The sequence below is a fragment of the Streptomyces sp. NPDC048383 genome, from assembly GCF_040651775.1.
Classification (GTDB): Bacteria; Actinomycetota; Actinomycetes; order Streptomycetales; family Streptomycetaceae; genus Streptomyces.
The window spans coordinates 140,753-161,114 of sequence record NZ_JBEZKS010000004.1 but is presented as its reverse complement, the minus strand read 5'-3'; the positions used below and the strand labels follow the sequence as shown (position 1 = coordinate 161,114).

Sequence of the window (20,362 nt, the reverse complement as noted above, 5' to 3'; positions counted from 1 at the left end):
TCCCCCGCACCACCCGGTCCGCGCGTCCGGCCCGGGTCCCGCTTTCCGGACCGGGCCCCTACTATGCCCCTTGCCGGGGAGGCGACCTGGCCGCGACGACCGTCGCGGCGTCCCTCCGGCCGGCCAAGTCGGCTGCTGTCAGGGTGGATCGGTGCAGGGGCGGGTGGAGCGGCCGGGGCCGCGCCCCACCGGAAGTTGCCTGTTCCATCCGTCGCGGAGGGGGAGGTACGCGCGTGGACTCCGAGGTGAGGGAACCGCGTGAGGACGTGGCCGCGCCCTCGCACGAAGGGGTGACACCGCGTCCGGCACCGGGGCCCGGCGCGCGCGGTCCGTTCCGATTGCAACAGCTCGCACTCCTCCAGCTGGCGGGCGCGGTCCCGCTCGCGGCGTGGGCCCTGGAGCCGCTGCTGCTGGTGCCCGCCGGCGGTGTGGCCGTGGTTCTGGTGGCCCTCGCGGTCGTACGCCGCCACCGACTCCCCCTCGCCGAGTGGCTCGGCAGCGCCCTCGCGCTACGGGGCCGGCAACGCCGGGCCCGCGCCGACCCTGGGGCGGCGCCGCTGCGGGCGGCCGATCCGACGCTGCGGACGCTGACGTGCGGCGGTCGCGACCGGCGGCCCGTCGGCATGGTCGGCGACGGCACCTTCCTGACGGCGGTGCTGCGGGTGGACGCGGACGCCGCCGCGCTGCGGCCGGACCGGGCGGCGCACCCGCTGCCGCTGTCCGTCGTACGGGACGTCCTCGAAGTGGACGGGATCCGGTTGGAATCGGCGCAGTTGGTGCTGTACACCCAGCCGGCCCCGGCGCCGCACCTGCCGGCCGAGTCGGTGGCGGCCCGCTCCTACGCCCCGCTCCAGGCCCTGGCGGGCACCCCTGCCGTACGGCTGACCTGGATCGCCCTCAAGCTCGACCCGGAACTGTGCCCCGAGGCGGTCGCCGCGCGCGGCGGCGGTTCCGAGGGGGCGCGGCGCTGCCTGGTACGGGTGGCCGACCAGTTGGCGAGCCGGTTGGACGGCTGCGGCTTCCGGGCCACGGTCCTGACGGAACAGGAGTTGACGTCCGCGCTGGCCACCTCCGCCGGCGCGCACCCGCTGACGCCCGCCCGGATCGACCGCCGGGCGGGCACGGGCCTTCGCACGGAGGAAACCTCCCGCGCCTGGCGCTGTGACGACCGGCAGCACACCACGTACTGGATCCGACGTTGGCCCCGACTGGGCGGCTCGGGAGCGCAGTTGCCGCAGTTCGTCGCGCTGCTGACCGCGCTCCCCGCCCTCGCCGTCAACTTCAGCCTCACGATGGCTCCGGCCGGGCGCCGCGGCGTGGCGCTGACCGGGCACGTCCGGGTGACGGGCCGCAACGGCGCTGAACTGGTCGCGGCGTGCCGCGAGTTGGAGCGGAACGCGCGCGGTGTACGGGCCGGGGTGGTGCGGCTTGACCGCGAGCAGGTGCCGGGGCTGCTCGCCTCGCTGCCGCTGGGTGGGGCGCGGTGAGGCGCGGATCGGGACTGTTCGGGGAAACGTCGCGGGGCGGCTCCGGGCTGCTCGGCCCGCGCCGGGGACGGCACGTCGTCACGGCGGCGGAGCTGGACCGGCTGGCGGTGCCCGTCGGGGACGACGGGGTCGTCATCGGCGTGGACGCCGAGGGCCGTCCGGCGGTGCTGGGCGTCAACCGCCCCTCCCCGTACGAGATCACGCTGATCGGCGGCCTGTGGACGGCGCAGGTGCTGGCGCTGCGCACGGCCGCCACGGGGGCCCGGGTCGTGGTGGAGAGCGGACGCGGGCCGGCGTGGGCGGACCTGGCCCGGGAGGCGGGCGCCGGGCAGCAGTGCGTCACGGTGCACGAGGTGGGCCGCGTACCGCCGCAGGCCGGGTCGGCGGGCGGTCCCGTCCTGGTGGTCCGCGACTGCGGGATGCGGCCGCCGCGGGGGCGGGTGGTGGCGGGCCCCTGGCAATGCGTGCTGACCCTGCTGCCGTACCTGAGCCCGACGGCGCCCCGGCTGCTGCGCAGTTCCGCGCTGGTGGGCGTGCAGCGGGTGTCTCCGGACGAGGCGACGCGGATCGGCGATCTGATGCGGCTGCCGCGATCGGCGGAGGAGGCGCTGCCCACGCTGGGGGACGGGGTGACGCTGTGGTGCACGCCCCGGGACCGGAAGTTCGTCCTGACCCGTGGAACGGAGGAGGAGACGGCCCTGTTCGGGGCGGCCCGGCGCGTCGACTGACCCGCCCCGAGCCTCCGGCGGCCGGTGACGGTTGCTCAGGGGCCGGGGGGCCTGTAGGCAGGAGTACGGGGGCGCCACCTCGCGGGATATCGCGGGCGGGCCGCGATTAGGCTGGGTGCGGGGCGCGGCGTCGAGTGTCGAGCGTCGAGTCGGGCGCCGCCCCGACCGTGTTGGACAGACCAGGAGGACCAGTGACCGGCGATCGGAACGAGAGGCGCGGCGGGACGTGGGACGTCCCGACGGACGATCAGTCCGACGCGGAGCCCGAGGGAACGGGCGAGTTCACCATCGACTACACCCCGCCGGCCTGGTACACCCAGGGCGCGCCCGCGCATGACGTCCCCGACCTCCCCGAGGGCAGCGGCTTCGAACCGCACCGCCCGTCGGACGTGGCGTCACCCCCGACGATGCGGATCGCGCCGTCGGCGATCCCCCGACAGCCGCAGGCGCCGGAGGAGGGGGACGGGGTGAAGGGTGCGGAGGCCGGGAGGCCCGGGGAGCCTCTGGCGGGCGTAGCGGGCGTGGCGGGCGTGGCGGGCGCGCAGCCCGTGGAGTTCGACCCGACGCCGGTCGAGATCCCGCCGCCCTTCACGGCCCCGGTGTTCCCGGCGGCCCCGACCCACGCCCCGACCCCGCCGCACACCCCGGCCGCGCCGGGCGCGGCGGGCATCCCGAGCCCGCCGGGCGCGGCGGTCCCGCCGGGCGCGCCGAACCCGCCGGGCGCGCCGAACCCGCCCGGCGCGTCGGTCCCGCCCGGCGCGTCGGTCCCGCCGTTCCCGCCGGGCATCCCGAACCCGCAGGTCGCGCCGTTCCCGCCGGGCAGCGCGGGCAGCGCGGGCAGCGCGGGCAGCGCGGGCAGCGCGGGCAGCGCGGGCAGCGCGGGCAGCGCGGGCAGCGCGGGCAGCGCGAACGCTCCGGTCGAGGGCGAAGGTCCCGTCACGGGTGGGGGCGCTGCGCCCGGCGAGCGCCCGGCCGCAGCGAACATCCCCGGTGTGGGCAACTTCGCGGACACCGCCCATGCCCCCGCCGCGTCCGACGTCCCGGTTCCCGCTGGTGTCCCGGTGGCGCCGGCCGCCCTCCACGTCCCGGCGCCTACCGAAGCCCCGGCCGTGCCGAATCCCCCGGTCGTGCCCCCGACACCCGAGGCACCCCGTACGGAGCCCCGCGTCGAGGACGCGCCGCCCGCGCCCCACCCGGCGCCCGCACCGGCGTTCCCGGCAACACCCCCTGCGGAGGCGCCCCGCGCCGAGGCTCCCGTCGCCCCGCCCGCGTACCCGACCGCACCCAACGAGGCACCGCGCCCCGAAGCGGGCGTCGTGGACGCCCCGCCCGCAGCTCCCGCGTACCCCGCCCCGCCCATCACAGCGGCGCCGTACGCCGAAGCCCCCGTCACGGACGCCCCGCCCGCGTACCCGGCAGCAACCGCCCCGGGGACACACCGCGGCGAGGCCCCCGTCACGGAGGCGCCGCCCGTAGCGCCGGGGTACCCCAACGCCCCCTTCGCCGACGCCCCCCGCGCCGAAACCCGCCTCGCGGACGCCCCGCCCCCGTACCCGGCCATGCCCCTCGACGCACCGCGCGCCGAGGATCGAGTCGCCGACACCCCGCCCCCGTACCCGGCCGCACCCGGCCCCGAGGCACACCGCGCCGAGGCCCCCGTCGCCGAGGCGCCGCCCGCCTACCCCGCCGCGCCCGTCACGGGCGCGCCCCGCGCCGAAACCCGCATCGCGGACGCCCCGCCCCCGTACCCGGCCACGCCCACCGAGGCGCCCGTCGACGCACCGCGCCCCGGGGACCCGGTCGCCGAGGACCCGCAGGGGTACCCGATCCCGGGCGCGCCTGCCGAAGCCCTCCGGACCGACGCCCCCCTCGCGGACACCCCGCCTGCCCACCCCGCCGCGCCCCGCGCCGAGGTCCCGCCCGTCCACCCGACGGCACCCGCCGCGGAGGAGCACCGCAGCGAGACCCCCGGCGCCGCCCCGGCCACGCCCCCCGACGCACCCCACGCCGGAGCCCCCGCCGCCGCCGCTCCCGCCGCGCCCTGGGCGCAGGCGGCGCCCGACGCTGCGGGGGCGGGTGGGGCGCCGTTCGCGGAGGTTCCGCCTTCCCCCTACGCGCAGCCGGTCCCGCCGGCCGGAGCTTCCGGTCACCCCGCCGCGCAGGCGCCGACCGCACCGCACGCCCCGTACCCGCCTGCGGCTGCCGCAGGTGAGGCGGGAGCACCCGTCGCGGACGCGCCCCCCGCGCCGGTTCCGGGGCTTCCGACGCCGCCCGGCGCCGGGTGGTCGACCGCTCCCGCCGAACAGGGCCCGTACGCACAGCCCGTCACCCCTGCGGAGGGCCGACACTTCGCCGCAGAAGCCCCGTTCGGGGGACCCGCAGCCGAACCGCCGGCCCCGCAGCCCCCGTTCGAGTCCCCCGGCGCACCACAGGGCTACGGGTTCCCGCCCGCCAGTCAGCAACAGCCGCCGCAGGGTTACGGGTTCCCGCCGGGCCAGGCGCAAGCACAGCCGCAGCCCCCGCAGGGCTACGGCTTCCCGCCCGTGCCCCCTCAGGCCCAGCAGCCGCACCCGCAGCACGCCGCTCCGTACCAGCAGCCCGGCCAGGGCCACGGCGCGCCGCTCGGCTACACCGCGGCCGTCGAGCTGTCGTCGGACCGGCTGCTGCGCGCCAAGCAGAAGCCGAAGACCGGCCGTTCCGGCTTCCGCTTCGGCGGCAAGGCCGCGGAGGCGGACCGTCAGCGGAAGCTGGAGCTGATCCGCACGCCGGTGATGTCCTGCTACCGCATCGCCGTCATCAGCCTCAAGGGCGGCGTCGGCAAGACCACGACCACCACCGCCCTCGGCGCCACCCTCGCCACCGAGCGGCAGGACAAGATCCTGGCCATCGACGCGAACCCGGACGCCGGCACCCTCGGCCGCCGCGTGCGCCGCGAGACCGGGGCGACGATCCGCGACCTCGTGCAGGCGATCCCGTACCTGCACTCGTACATGGACATCCGACGCTTCACCTCGCAGGCCCCCTCCGGCCTGGAGATCATCGCGAACGACGTGGACCCGGCCGTCTCGACGACCTTCAACGACGAGGACTACCGCCGCGTCATCGAGACCGTCGGCCGGCAGTACCCGATCATCCTCACCGACTCGGGCACCGGTCTCCTCTACTCCGCCATGCGCGGCGTCCTGGACCTGGCCGATCAGCTGATCATCATCTCGACCCCGTCCGTGGACGGCGCGAGCAGCGCCAGCACCACCCTCGACTGGCTCTCCGCGCACGGCTACGCCGACCTCGTCGCACGCTCCCTCACCGTCATCTCCGGGGTCCGCGAGACCGCCAAGATGATCAAGGTCGAGGACATCGTGCAGCACTTCGAGACCCGCTGCCGCGGCGTCGTCGTGGTGCCGTTCGACGAGCACCTCGCGGCCGGCGCCGAGGTGGACCTCGACCTGATGCGGCCCAAGACCCGGGAGGCGTACTTCACCCTCTCCGCGCTGGTCGCCGAGGACTTCACCCGGGCGCAGCAGCAGGCGGCGCAGGCCCACTGGGGCGCACCCCAGCCCGGACAGCACGCCCAGCACGCCCAGCCGCCGCACCCCCAGCAGCCCCAGGCGCCCCAACAGCCGGATCCGTACCAGCAGCCGCAGCAACAGCCGTACGGTCAGCCGTACCCGCAGCCCGGCCAACCCTGGCAGCAGCCCCAGCAGCCCGGTCAGCCCCCGCGCGACCCGCGCCTCGGCTGAGGTCCCCGTACGCACACGCGAACGCAGACGCACGGAGGGCCCGTTCCGTCCCGGACAACCCGGGACGGAACGGGCCCTCCGGCACGTTCGGGGTGGGGCGGGCTCAGCGCCCGGCGCGCTCGCCGTCGTACGCCTCGGTGAGCACCCGGGAGCGCTTCACATCGTCCGCGATGGCCTCCAACAGCCCGTCCAGCGACTCGAACTTCGCCATGCCCCGCACGTACGCGAGGAAGTCCACGGCGACGTGCATCCCGTACAGGTCCAGGCCGATCCGGTCGATCGCGTACGCCTCGACGGTCCGCTCGGTGGCGTCGAACTGCACGTTCGTACCGACCGAGATCGCCGCCGGCATCCGCTCGCCGTCCGCCGTCAGCCAGCCCGCGTACACGCCGTCGGCCGGGATCGCGGTGTGCGGCTGCGTCTCGACGTTCGCCGTCGGGTAGCCCAGCTCGCGCCCGCGCTGCGCGCCGCGCACGACGACGCCCTCGACGCGGTGCGGGCGGCCCAGGATCTCGCCGGCGCCCTCGACGTCGCCCTCGGAGACCAACCGGCGGGCCAGCGTGGACGAGAACGGCACGCCGCCGCCCGCCTCGCCGCGCACGACCAGGTCCACGACCTCGACCTCGTAGTCGTACGTGGCGCCCAGCTCGCGCAGGAAGTCGACGTTGCCGGCGGCCCGGTGGCCGAAGCGGAAGTTCGGGCCCTCGATGACGGCCTTCGCGTGCAGCTTGTCGGCCAGCACCTTGACGATGAAGTCGGCCGGGGACAGCTGCGAGAACTCCGCCGTGAAAGGCAGGATCAACAGCGCGTCGACCCCGAGGCCGGCCATCAGTTCGGCCCGGCGGTCGTACGAGGCCAGGATCGGCGGGTGACTGCCCGGCCGTACGACCTCGCTCGGGTGCGGGCTGAACGTGACGACGACCGACGGGACGCCGAGCTCGCGGGCCCTCGCGACGGCCCGTCCGATGATCAGCTGATGTCCCCGGTGCACACCGTCGTAGGAGCCGATGGTGACGACGCTGCGTCCCCAGTCCTGGGGGATGTCCTCCAAGCCACGCCAGCGCTGCACTGTGACCGCTCCTCGCCCGAACCCGTGTAGTCCTTGTACCGATTGCCGATTGCAGGTCTAAGACTGCCATGCCGGTGGCCGGGGCCCCGCATCGGCGTCGGCGTCGGCCCGCTGCCGCCTCACGTGATGTCCGGGGCATTTCTGCTGAGCGTCTCCACCGTGCGCCGCGCGCCCGGTCCGAGCAGCGCGGCGGCCTCCGCCCCGGCCTGGGCGAGCCAGCGCGCGACGAGCGCGCCGAAGGCCGGGTCGGTCCGGGCCAGCTCCACCGTGCGGTGCTCGAACACGGTGGGGCCGCCCGGAATCCTGAGCAGCTGCCGCCCGGCCCGTCGGAGCAGCTCACGGGTGCGTTCCTCGGGACGGGCGCGGGTGCCGGCGGCAAGGGCTTCGAGGAAGGCCCCCAACACCGCCGGATCGCCCTCCTCGCGCAGCAGCGTGTCGGCCAGCTCGCCCCGGAGCCCGTACGGGGGCGCCGAGCCGGGCGCGCCCAGCACCCGCGCCACCTCGGCCCGTACGGACGCCGGCCCGGTCCGCAGCAGGTCCAGTACGAGGGGCCGCACCACGGACGCCGCCGCCGGCCCCTGCTCCAGCCGCCGGTCCACGAAGGCGGCGGCGTGCGGGGCGTCCTCGGGCCGGCACGTCAGGTGGTCCCGTACGAGGTCACCCGCGCGGCGGGCCAGCCCGGGCGTGGTCAGCGCGGCGAGGGCGCGGAGCACCTCCCCGTCGGCCCGAACGCGCAGCGCGGCGAACACCTCGTCCGGGTCGGGCAGCACCGGCAGCGCCGCGACCAGCGCGGACGCCGGCAGCCGGGTACCGCACCCGGGGTCGCGGAAGCAGGCCAGGGCGTCGGGGAGGTAGCGGGCCCGGACCCGGGGATCGCGGAGCAGGATCCCGAGGGCGCTTCCGTGCAGGGCGCCGTCGGTGGGCCGGGCGAGCAGCGCCCGGGCGGCGCGGCGCAGCAGCTCCCTGTCGGCCGGGGTCCGCACGTGCGGGGCGGTGGCGAGCCCGTACGCGGCGGCGGCGACGCGGCGCCCGGGCCGTTCGTCGTGGGCCCAGCGGTCGACGGCCCGGCACAGGGCGGAGGGCTCGTCCTCGGCGAGGGCGGCGAGCAGCTCGTCGGCGCGCGGGTGCGCCGCGCTCACCAGGGCCTCCGCGAGGTCGTCGACGGCGGCGCCCCGGTGGGTGTGCAGGAGGGCCTGGGCCGCGGTGGCGACGGTGGCTCCCGGACGGTCGCGCAGCCGGCGTTCGTCGGTGAACCAGGCGCAGAGCAGGGGCTGGACCTGCCGCGGGGCCGACAGGAGGCGGCGTGCGGCGGCGTCGAGGTAGCGGTGGTCGGCGGGCAACAGACGGCGGAGCAGGTCGAGCCGGTCGGACTCGGGCAGCCGGAGCCGGTTCCAGAACCAGCCGCCGAACTCCTCGGAGCCGGCCCGCGCCACGTGCTCGGCGAGGGCGTGCAGGACGGGCAGGTGCGCGGTGGCGTCGGCGGCGCGCAACAAGGACTCGCGCAGCAGCCGGCCGGCCCACCAGACCCGCTCGGGGTCGACGTCCGGGGTTTCCTCCGCGAAGGCGTTGAGCGCGCCGACCAGCCGGGTCAGCCGGACCCGGATCTCGGGCGCGGGCACCCGGCGCAACGCCTCCAGGACGGGCCCGATCCTATGCCGGGGCACCGGCGGGCCGGGCTCGGCGGGGCCCGAGTGCACCAGGGCGTCCAGGGCGGTCGGCACGTCGAGGTGGCCGGCCTGGATCCAGTCGGACAGCTCCTCGTGCGCGAAGCGGTAGCCGTCGGGACCGGCCGGGACGAACAGCCCCTCGGCGAGGACGGCGCGGGCCCAGCCGGTGCGGCGGGGGAACAGCTCGTCGAAGTCGGCCCGGTCCAGCCGCCCCTGCCCCACGCACCGCCGGGCCGCCTCGTGCACCCGCCCGGCCACCCGCGCCGCGAGCCGCCGTACCCCGGGCCCCGAGTTCTCGGCGACGTCGGAGCCCGAGCCGTGGACGCCCGGGCCGGCGGTTCCCGCGCGGTCGACGGCCCAGGCGGCGCCCGCCGGTCCGGACGGAGCCGAAGCACCACGGGCCCCGATGAGGACGATGGGGCGGTCCCCGGCAGGGTCGGCCGAACCGGTACGGGGGGCCCCGGACGCGAGCGGGGCGCCCGGGGGGCCGCCCGACGGCGGGAACGCGCCCGAGGTGGCGACGCGGACCGCCACCCGCAGGGCCACCAGGTCCAGGTGCGCGGCGAACACCTCGTCCCGGCCGGGGCACCCGGCGCTCACTCCGGCGGCACGGATCGCGGCGAGCAGGCGCAGGGTGAGCGGGTGCCGCGCATCGGCCTCCTGGACGCCGTCGGCGGGGATCCCGTAGCGGGCGCGGGCGCACTCGGCCTCGTCCGGCTCCAGGTCGCCGACGGCAAGCGCGGCCGGCAGTCGCCGGACCGGGCGGGCCGGGGTGTGCAGCGCCCCGGCCGGGTACAGGGCGCCGGCCCGCTCCCAATACTCGGGCCGGGTGGCCACGACGAGTCGGACGCCGGTCGCACGCAGCCAGGTGGCGGTGGCTCCGGTCCAGGCCGCGAGGCGGTGTGAGAGCTGCGGCGGCATCTCCTCGGGCGTGTCCAGCACCACCAGCAGCGGCCGCCCGGCCCGTGCCGCCACCCGGGCCACGCTCCCGGCCACGCCCTCCCCGCCGAAGGCGGTGGCGGGTCGGGCTCCGGCGCGTGGGCGGGGTTCGGGCGCTGAGGAGGCTCCGGAGAACGAAGGGGCTCCGGGGGGCGAGGAGGCTCCGGGGGGTGAAGGGGCCCCGGGGGGTGAAGGGGCCCCGGCGAAGGAAGGGGCTCCGGCGAAGGGAGGGGCCTCGGCGGGCGGTGAGGCCTCGGGACGTCCGTGCGCCACGGTGGGGCGGTTGGTCGGGGTGGCCCCGCCGGTCCTGGCCGTCGGGACGGTGGCCGGGAAGCTCTCGCCTGCGCAACCCGCCGGACCGTCAGGCCCTCCCCCCTGCCCCGCACCTCCCGGCCGGTCCACGCCACCCGCCTCACCCGCACCGGTAGCACCGCCCCGCGCAGCCGCCACGGACCCCCTGTCCGTCCGAACCCCGGTTCCCCCCACCGCTACGCCGAATCCGGACTTCCACACCGCCCCCGACCCGGCACCCTCGGGAAATTCCCCGGCCCCGAACCCGGCCGACACCCCTGACCTGCGTCCCGACCAGGCATCCAGCCCCGCCCACGCACCCGCCCCGACCCGCGTCCCCGAGCCCGTCGCCGTACTCGTTCCCGGCGCCGGTCCCGCTTCCGCCCCCGGTGCAGCTGCCGTACCCGCTGCCGCACCCACCCCCGCGTCCGGCCCGGCCCAGCCACCCTCCGTGGCGTCCCACCCCGCCCCCGGCCCCACCGCCACCCGCGGATCCGCCCAAGCCCCCGACCCGACCCCGACCCCCACCTCCGGCCCGACCCAGGTCTCCGTCCCCGCACCCCAACCGGCGGCCGCCGCCCAAGCCCGCGCCCCCGCGTCGAATCCGAACCCGGGTCCTGGCCCGGATCCCGACCCGGGACCCGCCGCCACTCCGGCCAACCCCCGGGCGCCGCCCAGGACTCGGGAGATCGCGTCGGCCAAGGAGCCGTCGTCGGCGCGCAGGTCCGCGCCCCGGAGCCACACGGTCGGGGCGGGGCGGGGGCCGCGCGCCCGTGCGGTGGTCAGGGTGGCGAGTGCCGTGGTGCGCCCGGTACCGGGGTTTCCGACCATGCCGAGGACGCACCGGTCCCCTACGGTGAAGGCCGCCAGCGCGGCGGCGAGCACGGGCCGGGCCACCGGCTCGGGTTCGGGTTCGGGCCCCGGGGCGGCCGGCGTCGGCCCGACCGGGAAGGCCGCGCCGACGGTGGCCGCCGACAGCGCCAGGGCGCCCGCGAGGTTCAAGTCGGCTCCGTACCCGGGAACGGTCTCGGAGTTACGTTCCAGCAGGAGCGCGAGGGGACCGCCGGGAGCGGCTGCGGCGGCGGCCCGCAACGGCAGGGCGAACACCCCGGAGCGGTGCTCCGCTTCCAGAGCGGTGCCCAGTACCGCGAGCACCGCTCCCGTCGCCGCGTCCAGGACCGGCCCCCCGCCGGCCCCACCGCCCGGTCCGAGGGCGTCCCGACCGGCGGTGCCGATCGCGAGCTCGACCGTGACGGGCAGCACGCGGGACCACCCCGCCGCGCTGTACGTGACCCCCGCACCCGCCCCGAGCACCCGCGCCTGTCGCCAGCCCCGGGCGAGGAGCCGTACGGACGTCCCCACGGGAAGCTCCTCCCGCATCGCCACCGGCAGCGGCCGTAGCCCGAGGCCATCGGTCCGCACCAGGGCCAACGCCACCTCGGGCAGCGGCGTCACGTCGGCCGGTTCCGCGAGCCAGGTCCGCCCGCCGGGTGCGTGCACCACGATCCGGCCCGGTCCGTCGACGGCCTCGTGGCTGGTGATCACCGTGCCGCGATCGTCGGCCAGGAACCCCGTACCGAGCGGCCGCCCGCCCGGATCACAGATCCTGACGAGCCCCTCGACCCCCGACACCCCCCCGGGTGCCCCACCCCGCGCCGTCCCCGGGGGAACCGGGGGAACCGGGGGAACCGGGCTCCTCGCGGCGGCGCCGAACGCCGCCCCCACGCCCGCCGTGACCTCGTCCGTCATCGCCGCACCACTCCCCCGCCGCGAGCTCCGTGCTCATGACGGTAGGCAAGTGAAGATCAGCACCAAAAGAACGCAGGGCGAACGCGCCCCCATACGCTCCCTCCATTCACTCCGAGCGCCTGCTCGGACGGGTGAACAAGGGGCTCCGGGTGGATAGAGACTTACCCGAGGGGGGTCGTGGAGCGGTGAGCAGCAGACCTCGTGCGCTCACCGCTCCACGTCAACACCCAACCCCATCCGGCCCGCTCCGGCCCGATCCGGCCCGGCCAAGTCCACACGACCCCGGCCGAGACCACCGGCACACGATCCGTCAGACGAAGACCGCCAGCGACTTCGCCTTGCCGCCCTTGCTCTCCACGAGCCCGAGCAGCTGGCCCTGCGGCCCGTACACGGCGACCGTGCGGCCGTCCCGGTACTCGTCCGGCATCTCGATCCGCACCCCGTTGCCGAGCAGCGACGCCCGGCGGGAGTCCAGGTCCCAGCGCGGGAACGCGGCGGCCGCGGCCTCGCCGATCGGCATGACGGTCAGCTCCTCCTGGAGCTGGTCCAGGGTGCGGGCCTTGTCGAGCTTGTACGGGCCGACCCGCGTGCGCCGCAGCGCCGTCAGGTGTCCACCCACGCCCAGGTCCGCACCGAGGTCACGGGCGAGCGCCCGGATGTACGTACCGCTGGAGCAGACGACGGAGACGACCAGGTCGACGACCTTCGTGCCGTCCTCGGCCTCCGCCTCCCGCATGTCGTACACGTGGAACGACGAGATGGTCACCGGGCGGGCCGGGATCTCGAAGTCCTCACCGTCGCGGGCGCGCTTGTACGAGCGCACGCCCTTGATCTTGATCGCGCTGACCTTCGACGGGACCTGCATGATCTCGCCGCTCAGCTTGGCGATGCCCGCGTCCACGCCCTCGCGGGTGACGGCGGAGGCATCGGTGGACGAGATGATCTCGCCCTCGGCGTCGTCCGTGAGGGTGTCCTGCCCGAGACGGATCGTCCCGAGGTACTCCTTCTCCGTCAGCGCGAGGTGACCGAGGAGCTTGGTCGCCTTCTCGACACCGAGGACGAGGACGCCCGTCGCCATCGGGTCGAGGGTGCCCGCGTGGCCGACGCGGCGGGTCTTGGCGATCCCGCGCATCTTGGCGACCACGTCGTGCGAAGTGAAGCCGGACGGCTTGTCGACGATGACCAGGCCGTCCGGCGTCTTCTGTCCTGCTTCGGTGCTCATTCCGCGGCTGCGTCCTCGTCGTCCTCGTCGCCCGGCTTCTTGTACGGGTCGGCTTCGCCGGCGTACTGGGCGCCGGAGGACACCTCGCGCACCTGGGCGTCGGAGGAGCGCGCCTTGTCGAGGAGGTCCTCGATGGTCTTCGCGTTCTCGGGGAGGGCGTCCGCCACGAAGGTCAGGGTGGGCGTGAACTTGGTCCCCGCCGCCCGGCCGACCGCGGAACGCAGCACGCCCTTGGCGCTCTCCAGTCCCGCTGCCGCACTGGCCCGGTCCTCGTCGTCACCGTAGACCGTGTAGAAGACCGTGGCCTCCCGCAGGTCGCCGGTGACCCTGGTGTCCGTGATGGTCACGTGCGTACCGAGGCGGGGGTCCTTGACGCCGCGCAGCAGCTTCTCGGCCACCACCTCCCGGATGAGGTCCGCCAGCTTCTTCGCCCGCGCATTGTCGGCCACTGGTCCGTCTCCTTCTTCTGTCGTGCAGACAAGCTATGAATTCAGTCTTCATCACCGTGGAGACGCCGTCGTACCGACAGCAGCTCCACCTCGGGGCGCGCCGCGACCAGCCGCTCGCAGCGGTCCAGTACGTCCGACACGAATCCCACGTCGCCGCTCACCAGGGCCACCCCGATACGGGCCCTGCGGTGCAGGTCCTGGTCGCCGACCTCGGCCGCGCTCACGGAGAACTTGCGTTGGAGCTCGGCGACGATGGGCCGTACGACGGAGCGTTTCTCCTTCAGCGAGTGGACGTCGCCGAGGAGCAGATCGAAGGACAGAGTCCCCACGTACATGCAGTTCCGGATGTCCCGCCGGTTCGGGTTCGATGGCCTGCCGGGCCGTCGTCCGACAGGTGCCGCCGGGCCTCGCCCGGCGGTTCACCCGGCCGTGGCACGGCAGGATCACCGCACGCCCGGCTGGGTCATCAGAACCGTACACGCAACGGCCGGGGCCGATCGACGGATATTCCGCCGACCGGCCCCGGTGCTACGAGCTACGAGCGTGTGCGATGTGCCTCGCGCTTACGCGCGGGGCTTCTCGCGCATCTCGTACGTCGCGATGACGTCGTCGATCTTGATGTCGTTGAAGGAACCGAGGTTGATACCACCCTCGAAGCCTTCGCGGATCTCGGTGACGTCGTCCTTGAATCGGCGCAGACCCGAGATGGTGAGGTTCTCGGCGACGACCTTGCCGTCGCGCAGGAGCCGCGCCTTCGTGTTGCGCTTGACCTCGCCGGAGCGGATGAGAACACCCGCGATGTTGCCCAGCTTGGACGAGCGGAAGATCTCGCGGACCTCCGCCGTACCGAGCTCGACCTCTTCGTACTCCGGCTTGAGCAGACCCTTGAGGGCCGCCTCGATCTCCTCGATGGCCTGGTAGATCACCGAGTAGTAGCGGACGTCGACACCCTCGCGGTCCGCCATCTGCGCGGCGCGACCGGCCGCACGGACGTTGTAACCGATGACGATGGCGTCGGAGCCCATCGCCAGCGAGATGTCGGACTCGGTGACCGCACCCACACCGCGGTGCAGGACGCGGATGTCGACCTCTTCGCCGACGTCGAGCTGGAGCAGCGAGGACTCGAGGGCCTCGACCGCACCGGACGCGTCGCCCTTGATGATGAGGTTGAGTTCCTGGACCAGACCGGCCTTGAGGACCGAGTCGAGGTCTTCCAGGGACACCCGGCGGACGCGCTTGGCGAAGTTGGCGTTGCGCTCACGCGCAGCACGCTTCTCGGCGATCTGACGGGCGGTGCGGTCCTCGTCGACGACGAGGAAGTTGTCGCCGGCGCCGGGGACGTTGGTGAGACCCAGGACCAGGACGGGGGTCGAGGGACCCGCTTCCTCGACGTTGTTGCCCTTGTCGTCGAGCATGGCGCGCACTCGGCCGTAGGCGTCGCCCACGACCATCGTGTCGCCGACGCGGAGGGTACCGCGCTGGACGAGGACGGTGGCGACGGCACCGCGGCCGCGGTCGAGGTGGGACTCGATCGCAATACCCTGAGCGTCCTGCTCCGGGTTGGCGCGCAGGTCGAGCGAGGCGTCGGCGGTGAGGACGACGGCCTCCAGCAGGGAGTCGATGTGCAGACCCTGCTTGGCGGAGATGTCGACGAACATCGTGTCGCCGCCGTACTCCTCGGCGACCAGACCGAACTCGGTGAGCTGACCGCGCACCTTGACCGGGTCGGCACCCTCGACGTCGATCTTGTTGACCGCGACGACGATCGGGACGCCGGCGGCCTTGGCGTGGTTGAGCGCCTCGATCGTCTGCGGCATGACGCCGTCGTTGGCCGCGACCACGAGGATCGCGATGTCGGTCGACTTGGCACCACGGGCACGCATGGCGGTGAACGCCTCGTGACCGGGGGTGTCGATGAAGGTGATCTTGCGCTCTTCACCGTTGACCTCGGTGCCCACCTGGTAGGCACCGATGTGCTGGGTGATGCCACCGGCTTCGCCCGCGACGACGTTCGTCTTGCGGATGGCGTCGAGGAGGCGGGTCTTACCGTGGTCGACGTGACCCATGACGGTGACGACCGGCGGACGCGGCATGAGGTATTCCTCGCCGCCCTCGTCCTCGCCGAACTCGATGTCGAAGCCCTCGAGGAGCTCGCGGTCCTCTTCCTCCGGGCTGACGATCTGAACGACGTAGTTCATCTCGCCGGCCAGCATTTCGAGGGTCTCGTCGGAGACGGACTGCGTGGCGGTGACCATCTCGCCGAGGTTCATCATCACGGCGACGAGCGACGCCGGGTTGGCGTTGATCTTCTCCGCGAAGTCGGTGAGGGAGGCACCGCGCGACAGGCGCACGGTCTCGCCGCCACCGCGCGGCAGCATCACGCCGCCGACGGACGGGGCCTGCATGGCCTCGTACTCCTGGCGCCTCTGACGCTTGGACTTGCGTCCACGACGCGCGGGACCACCGGGACGGCCGAAGGCACCCTGCGTGCCACCACGGGCATTGGGACCACCGGGACGCCCGGCGAAGCCGGGACGACCGCCGCCACCGGCACCGGCCGGGCCGCCGCCGAAGCCGCCGCCACCCGGACGCGGGCCGCCGAAGCCGCCGCCACCCGGACGCGAGCCCGGACCGGCCGGACGACCGGCGAAGCCGCCGCCCGCGGGACGACCGGCGCCACCGGGACGGGCACCGCCCGCACCGGGACCACGGCCACCGGGGCCGCCGCCGGGACGGGGACCGGGACCACCGGCAGCGGGACGCTGCGGCATCATGCCCGGGTTGGGACGGTTACCACCGGGAGCACCGCCGGGGCCACCGGGACGTGCGCCGCCCTGCGGACGCGGCATGCCGCCCGGGGTCGGACGAGCGCCGCCGGGACCACCCTGCGGACGCGGGGCGCCACCGGGGCCGCCCTGCGGACGGGGAGCACCCTGACCGCCACCGGCGCCGGGGGCACCGGGACGCGGGGCGCCGGCCGGACGGGGCGCCTGCGGGCGCGCCATGCCGGTCGAGCCACCGGAGGTGAAGGGGTTGTTGCCCGGACGGGGACCGGCCGGACGGGCGCCCTGGGGGCGCGGGGACTGGGCACCACCGGCGGCGGGACGCTGTCCCTGACCACCGGGGGCGTTGCCGGCCGGACGCGGGGCGCCGGGACGGGCGCCGGCCTGGCCACCCTGACCCTGGGCCGGACGCTGCTGCGCCGGACGGGGGCCGGGAGCGGCGGCGGGACGCTCGGTGCGCGCCGGGGCGGCGGCCGGAGCCGCCGGGGGCGCGGAGAACTCGGTCGCCACGGGCGCCGCCGGAGCGGGCTTCGGGGCGGCCGGAGCCTTCGGGCCGGGACGCGGGCCGGAGGCGGCCGGAGTCACCGGGGCGGGCGCCGCGGGGGCGACCGGAGCCTCGGCGACGACCGGCTTGGGGGCCGGTGCGCCGGGCTTGGGGGCAGCGGGACGCGCCGGGGCGGGAGCCCCGGGCTTGGCGGGTGCGGCGCTGCGGGGCGCACCCGGCTTCGCAGCGGACTTGCCGGCGTTGCCGCCGGGCCCCTGCAGTGCGTCGGTCAACTTGCGTACAACCGGCGCCTCGATCGTCGAGGACGCCGAACGGACGAACTCACCGAGTTCCTGGAGCTTGGCCATGACGACCTTGCTCTCAACTCCGAACTCCTTTGCGAGTTCGTATACCCGGACCTTAGCCACTTCGCTCCTTTTAGGTCCGGGTTACGCCGGACCGTCGCTACTTCATGGGCGTACTCATCGCGTACTCATCGAGTGGTGCTCATCGCAATCTCGACCTACTTCCAACTCGCGAGGTACCTGACCGCACGGGTTACCCGTGCCGTTCTTCTTGCTCTTACGGTGTCGCCTCGGCCGGTACGGCCAAAGCCGTACGCAGTTCCGCCGTGTCGAGCGCTCCGGCGGACCGGAGGGCCCGGGGGAACGCCCGGCGGCGGACCGCCTGGTCGAGACAGACCACGGCGGGGTGCACGTAGGCACCCCGGCCGGGCAGCGTACCGCGTGGATCGGCGACGCATTGGTCACCGATCGCCACGATGCGCAGCAGATCGCTCTTGGCCGCTCGCTCCCGACACCCCACACAGGTTCGTTCGGGGCATGCGCGGGCTTGCGTCCGGCCAGACACGCCTAAGTCTACCTCCCCGTAGCGACCTCACCCCTTCAGGTGAAAAATCGAACGGATATCGTGTTGTTTCTCAGGGGACTCCGAGGTTTCGGAGTCCCCTGTCTACCGGCGGGGAACCCCCGACCGGTACCGGTTTATTCCCGGCCGCGTCCCTGGTCGCGGCCGTCGCGCCCGCCGTCACGGTCCGAGCCGCGGTCGCGGTCGTCCCCGTCGGCGGCCGGCTCGGTGTCCGGGCGGATGTCGATGCGCCAGCCGGTGAGGCGCGCGGCGAGGCGGGCGTTCTGGCCCTCCTTGCCGATGGCCAGCGACAGCTGGTAGTCCGGCACGGTGACGCGCGCGGACCGGGTGTCCCAGTCCACGACGTCGACCGCGCTCACCCGGGCGGGTGACAGCGCGTTCGCGACCATCTCCGCCGGGTCGTCCGACCAGTCGACGATGTCGATCTTCTCGCCGTGCAGCTCGGCCATGACGTTGCGCACACGGCTGCCCATCGGGCCGATGCAGGCGCCCTTGGGGTTCAGGCCGGAGCGGGTCGACCGGACGGCGATCTTGGTGCGGTGACCGGCCTCACGGGCGATCGCGGAGATCTCGACGCTGCCGTCGGCGATCTCCGGGACCTCCAGGGAGAAGAGCTTCTTCACCAGGTTGGGGTGGGTGCGCGACAGGGTCACGGACGGACCGCGGACACCCTTCGCCACCCGCACGACGTACGCCTTCAGGCGCAGCCCGTGCGTGTACTCCTCGCCGGGCACCTGCTCCTGCACCGGCAGGATGGCTTCCAGCTTGCCGATGTCGACGAGGACGTTCTTGGGGTCCTTGCCCTGCTGGACGACGCCGGTGATGACGTCGCCCTCGCGGCCGGCGAACTCGCCGAAGGTCAGGTCGTCCTCGGCGTCGCGCAGACGCTGGAGGATCACCTGCTTGGCGGTCGTCGCGGCGATGCGCCCGAAGTCCGACGGCGTGTCGTCGAACTCCTTGGGCTCCTGGCCCTCTTCGAGGTCCCTCGGGTCCTCCGTCGCCCACACGACCACGTGACCGTTGGTGCGGTCGAGCACCACGCGGGCGCGGCGGAAGCTGCCCTCGGTGCGGTGGTACGCGATGAGGAGGGCCGACTCGATCGCTTCGACGAGCAGGTCGAACGAGATCTCCTTCTCGCGGACCAGACCCCGCAGGGCACTCATGTCGATGTCCACGGCTACGCCTCCTCTTCCTTCTTGTCCTTGCGGTTGAACTCGATTTCGACACGCGCCCTGGCGATGTCGGCGAACGCGATGCGGCGGGTGGTCGCCTTGCGGCCCTTCACACCCGGAACTTCGAGGTCCATGCCCTCGTCGTCGACGTCGAGGATGCGGGCGATCAGTTCCCCGGCACCCTTTTCACCGTCGGCGGTCAGCTGAAACTTGACGAGACGGCCGGTCGCCCGAACGTAGTGACGGTGCTCGGTGAGCGGGCGGTCCGCACCCGGGGAGCTGACTTCGAGGACGTACTCGTCCTCGCCCATCGCGTCGGAGGCGTCGAGCGCGTCGGACACCTCACGACTCAGCTCGGCACAGGCGTCGAGTTCCACACCCTCGTCGGAATCCACGATGACCCGCAGCATCCGGCGCTTGCCCGCCTTGGACAGCTCGATCTCTTCGAGGTCCAGGCCCTTGGCGGCGACGAGCGGCTCCAGCAGTCCGCGCAGCCTGTCGCTCTGGGTGGTGCTCATCCGGGTGACTCCTCGGCCGCGTGTGCTGTTGTGGTTTTCCGTCGCGTGTCAGGTCAAAGGGTATCCGGTCGCGAGGGGTGTTGCCGTCCGCGCTGCGGACGCGACCCCCGGGTACCGTGATCACACCCTGTCCCGCCATCACCCCGAGGACGACGCCCGTGCCCTGGACCCTGCCCTTGAGGCCCTCGCGAAGGCGCCTGCTCGTCGGAGCCGCCGGCGCGGCCGGGGCCGCGCTGCTCCCCGGGTGTTCCGGCGGGGGCGACCCGTCGGACGCCGATACCGGCGTGCCGCTCGAACGGCGCATCCGGGAGGGCGCCGTTCGGGACAGCGAGCGGCTGCTGGAACGTTACGACGCCACCGCCGCCGCCCATCCGGCCCTCGCCGCCCGCCTCGCGCCGATGCGGACGGCCGTCGCGGCGCACGTCGCGGCCCTGGCCCTGCCGGGCCCGGCCGGCCGTACGCCGTCGGCCACGACCGAGCCGCTGTCCGCCGGCGCCTCCGCCGCCCCCGCGGGAACGCCCTCGGCGCGCCCCGACCCGGTCCCGCCGAAGGAGGTCGACGCCCTGGCCGCGCTGGCGGACGCCGAACGGGACCTGTCCGAGGCCCGCACGGCCTCGCTGGCCGGCGCGCCCGGTGAGGTGGCCCGACTGTTGGCCTCGGTGGCCGCGTGCGGGGCCGTCCACACCTACCTGCTGACCGCCACCCCCACCCCGGGAGCCGCTTCGTGAAGCCCGAACCCTCCCCCGCCGGCCGTCCGCTGGCGGCGGCCCAGGCCGCGCTGGCCGCCGAGCACTCGGCGGCGTACGCCTACGGGGTGATCGGCGCCCGCGCCTCGGCCGCCCGGGCCGCCGAGGCCCGCGAGGCGTACGGCGAGCACCTCGCCCGCCGGGATTCCCTGACCCGCACGGTGCGGGAGCTGGGCGGCTCGCCCCGGCCGTCGGAGGCGGCGTACGCCCTGCCCTTCGAGCTGCGCGCGCCGGCGGACGCCGAGCGGCTGGCCGCCGAGATCGAGGACCGGGTGGCGGGCGCGTACTCGGACCTGGTGCGGGCGGCGGACGGCCGGTTGCGCCGCGAGGCCGCCGACGCGCTGAGCGCCTCGGCCGTCCGCGCGGCGCGGTGGCGCGGTGTCGGCGTAGCCTTCCCTGGGCTCACGGAAAAGCGCTGAGGAGGCGCGAC

General features: G+C 75.0%; 14 protein-coding genes. 5 read left to right on the top strand and 9 right to left on the bottom strand.

Going from position 1 to position 20,362, the window contains the following annotated elements:
* Nucleotides 1-266 precede the first annotated feature (266 nt).
* The 3 genes from eccE to AB0D46_RS05535 all read left to right on the top strand — a co-directional run bounded on the left by eccE (nt 267) and on the right by AB0D46_RS05535 (nt 5,955).
* Nucleotides 267-1,487 carry a type VII secretion protein EccE gene (gene eccE, locus AB0D46_RS05545; protein WP_362875985.1) on the top strand — a complete coding sequence of 407 codons (1,221 nt, stop codon included), beginning with the start codon at nt 267-269 and terminating at the stop codon, nt 1,485-1,487.
* Nucleotides 1,484-2,215 carry a hypothetical protein gene (locus AB0D46_RS05540; RefSeq protein WP_362875961.1) on the top strand — a complete coding sequence of 244 codons (732 nt, stop codon included), beginning with the start codon at nt 1,484-1,486 and terminating at the stop codon, nt 2,213-2,215. The genes eccE and AB0D46_RS05540 overlap by 4 nt, the downstream gene beginning before the upstream one ends.
* 191 nt (nt 2,216-2,406) lie before the next feature.
* Complete coding sequence (locus tag AB0D46_RS05535; RefSeq protein ID WP_362875960.1) at nt 2,407-5,955, top strand: SCO5717 family growth-regulating ATPase; 3,549 nt, start codon at nt 2,407-2,409, stop codon at nt 5,953-5,955.
* Between the two features lie 103 nt (nt 5,956-6,058).
* On the opposite strand, the gene AB0D46_RS05530 is transcribed toward AB0D46_RS05535, so the two are convergent.
* The 9 genes from AB0D46_RS05530 to rimP form a co-directional block, all read right to left on the bottom strand.
* Entirely contained in the window at nt 6,059-7,024 is a 966-nt protein-coding gene (locus tag AB0D46_RS05530; RefSeq protein WP_362875959.1) for a bifunctional riboflavin kinase/FAD synthetase, read from the bottom strand.
* A gap of 119 nt (nt 7,025-7,143) precedes the next feature.
* Nucleotides 7,144-11,466, bottom strand: coding sequence for a hypothetical protein (locus tag AB0D46_RS05525; RefSeq protein WP_362875958.1), 4,323 nt, complete (start codon nt 11,464-11,466; stop codon nt 7,144-7,146).
* A gap of 514 nt (nt 11,467-11,980) precedes the next feature.
* Complete coding sequence (truB, locus tag AB0D46_RS05520; RefSeq protein ID WP_362875957.1) at nt 11,981-12,892, bottom strand: tRNA pseudouridine(55) synthase TruB; 912 nt, start codon at nt 12,890-12,892, stop codon at nt 11,981-11,983.
* The gene (gene rbfA / locus AB0D46_RS05515) at nt 12,889-13,341 is read right to left on the bottom strand and encodes a 30S ribosome-binding factor RbfA (RefSeq protein WP_266842698.1); all 453 of its coding nucleotides are present in this window, start codon (nt 13,339-13,341) and stop codon (nt 12,889-12,891) included. Before rbfA ends, truB begins: the two co-directional genes overlap by 4 nt.
* Before the next feature lie 41 nt (nt 13,342-13,382).
* Nucleotides 13,383-13,676: a DUF503 domain-containing protein gene (locus AB0D46_RS05510; RefSeq protein WP_362875956.1), complete on the bottom strand. Its 294-nt coding sequence runs from the start codon at nt 13,674-13,676 to the stop codon at nt 13,383-13,385.
* A 228-nt stretch (nt 13,677-13,904) separates the two neighbouring features.
* Nucleotides 13,905-17,036, bottom strand: coding sequence for a translation initiation factor IF-2 (infB, locus tag AB0D46_RS05505; protein WP_362875955.1), 3,132 nt, complete (start codon nt 17,034-17,036; stop codon nt 13,905-13,907).
* 154 nt (nt 17,037-17,190) lie between these two features.
* Nucleotides 17,191-17,478, bottom strand: a complete 288-nt coding sequence (locus AB0D46_RS05500) for a YlxR family protein (RefSeq protein ID WP_281209765.1) — start codon at nt 17,476-17,478, stop codon at nt 17,191-17,193.
* A gap of 134 nt (nt 17,479-17,612) precedes the next feature.
* A complete protein-coding gene (gene nusA, locus AB0D46_RS05495) occupies nt 17,613-18,671 on the bottom strand; it encodes a transcription termination factor NusA (RefSeq protein WP_362875954.1) in 1,059 nt (352 codons plus the stop codon).
* A gap of 2 nt (nt 18,672-18,673) precedes the next feature.
* The gene (rimP, locus tag AB0D46_RS05490) at nt 18,674-19,186 is read right to left on the bottom strand and encodes a ribosome maturation factor RimP (protein WP_362875953.1); all 513 of its coding nucleotides are present in this window, start codon (nt 19,184-19,186) and stop codon (nt 18,674-18,676) included.
* A gap of 158 nt (nt 19,187-19,344) precedes the next feature.
* Between rimP and AB0D46_RS05485 the strand changes: the two genes are divergently transcribed.
* Together AB0D46_RS05485 and AB0D46_RS05480 are read left to right on the top strand one after the other, a co-directional pair.
* Complete coding sequence (locus AB0D46_RS05485) at nt 19,345-19,914, top strand: hypothetical protein (RefSeq protein WP_362875952.1); 570 nt, start codon at nt 19,345-19,347, stop codon at nt 19,912-19,914.
* The gene (locus AB0D46_RS05480; protein ID WP_362875951.1) at nt 19,911-20,351 is read left to right on the top strand and encodes a ferritin-like domain-containing protein; all 441 of its coding nucleotides are present in this window, start codon (nt 19,911-19,913) and stop codon (nt 20,349-20,351) included. Before AB0D46_RS05485 ends, AB0D46_RS05480 begins: the two co-directional genes overlap by 4 nt.
* Nucleotides 20,352-20,362 lie beyond the last annotated feature (11 nt).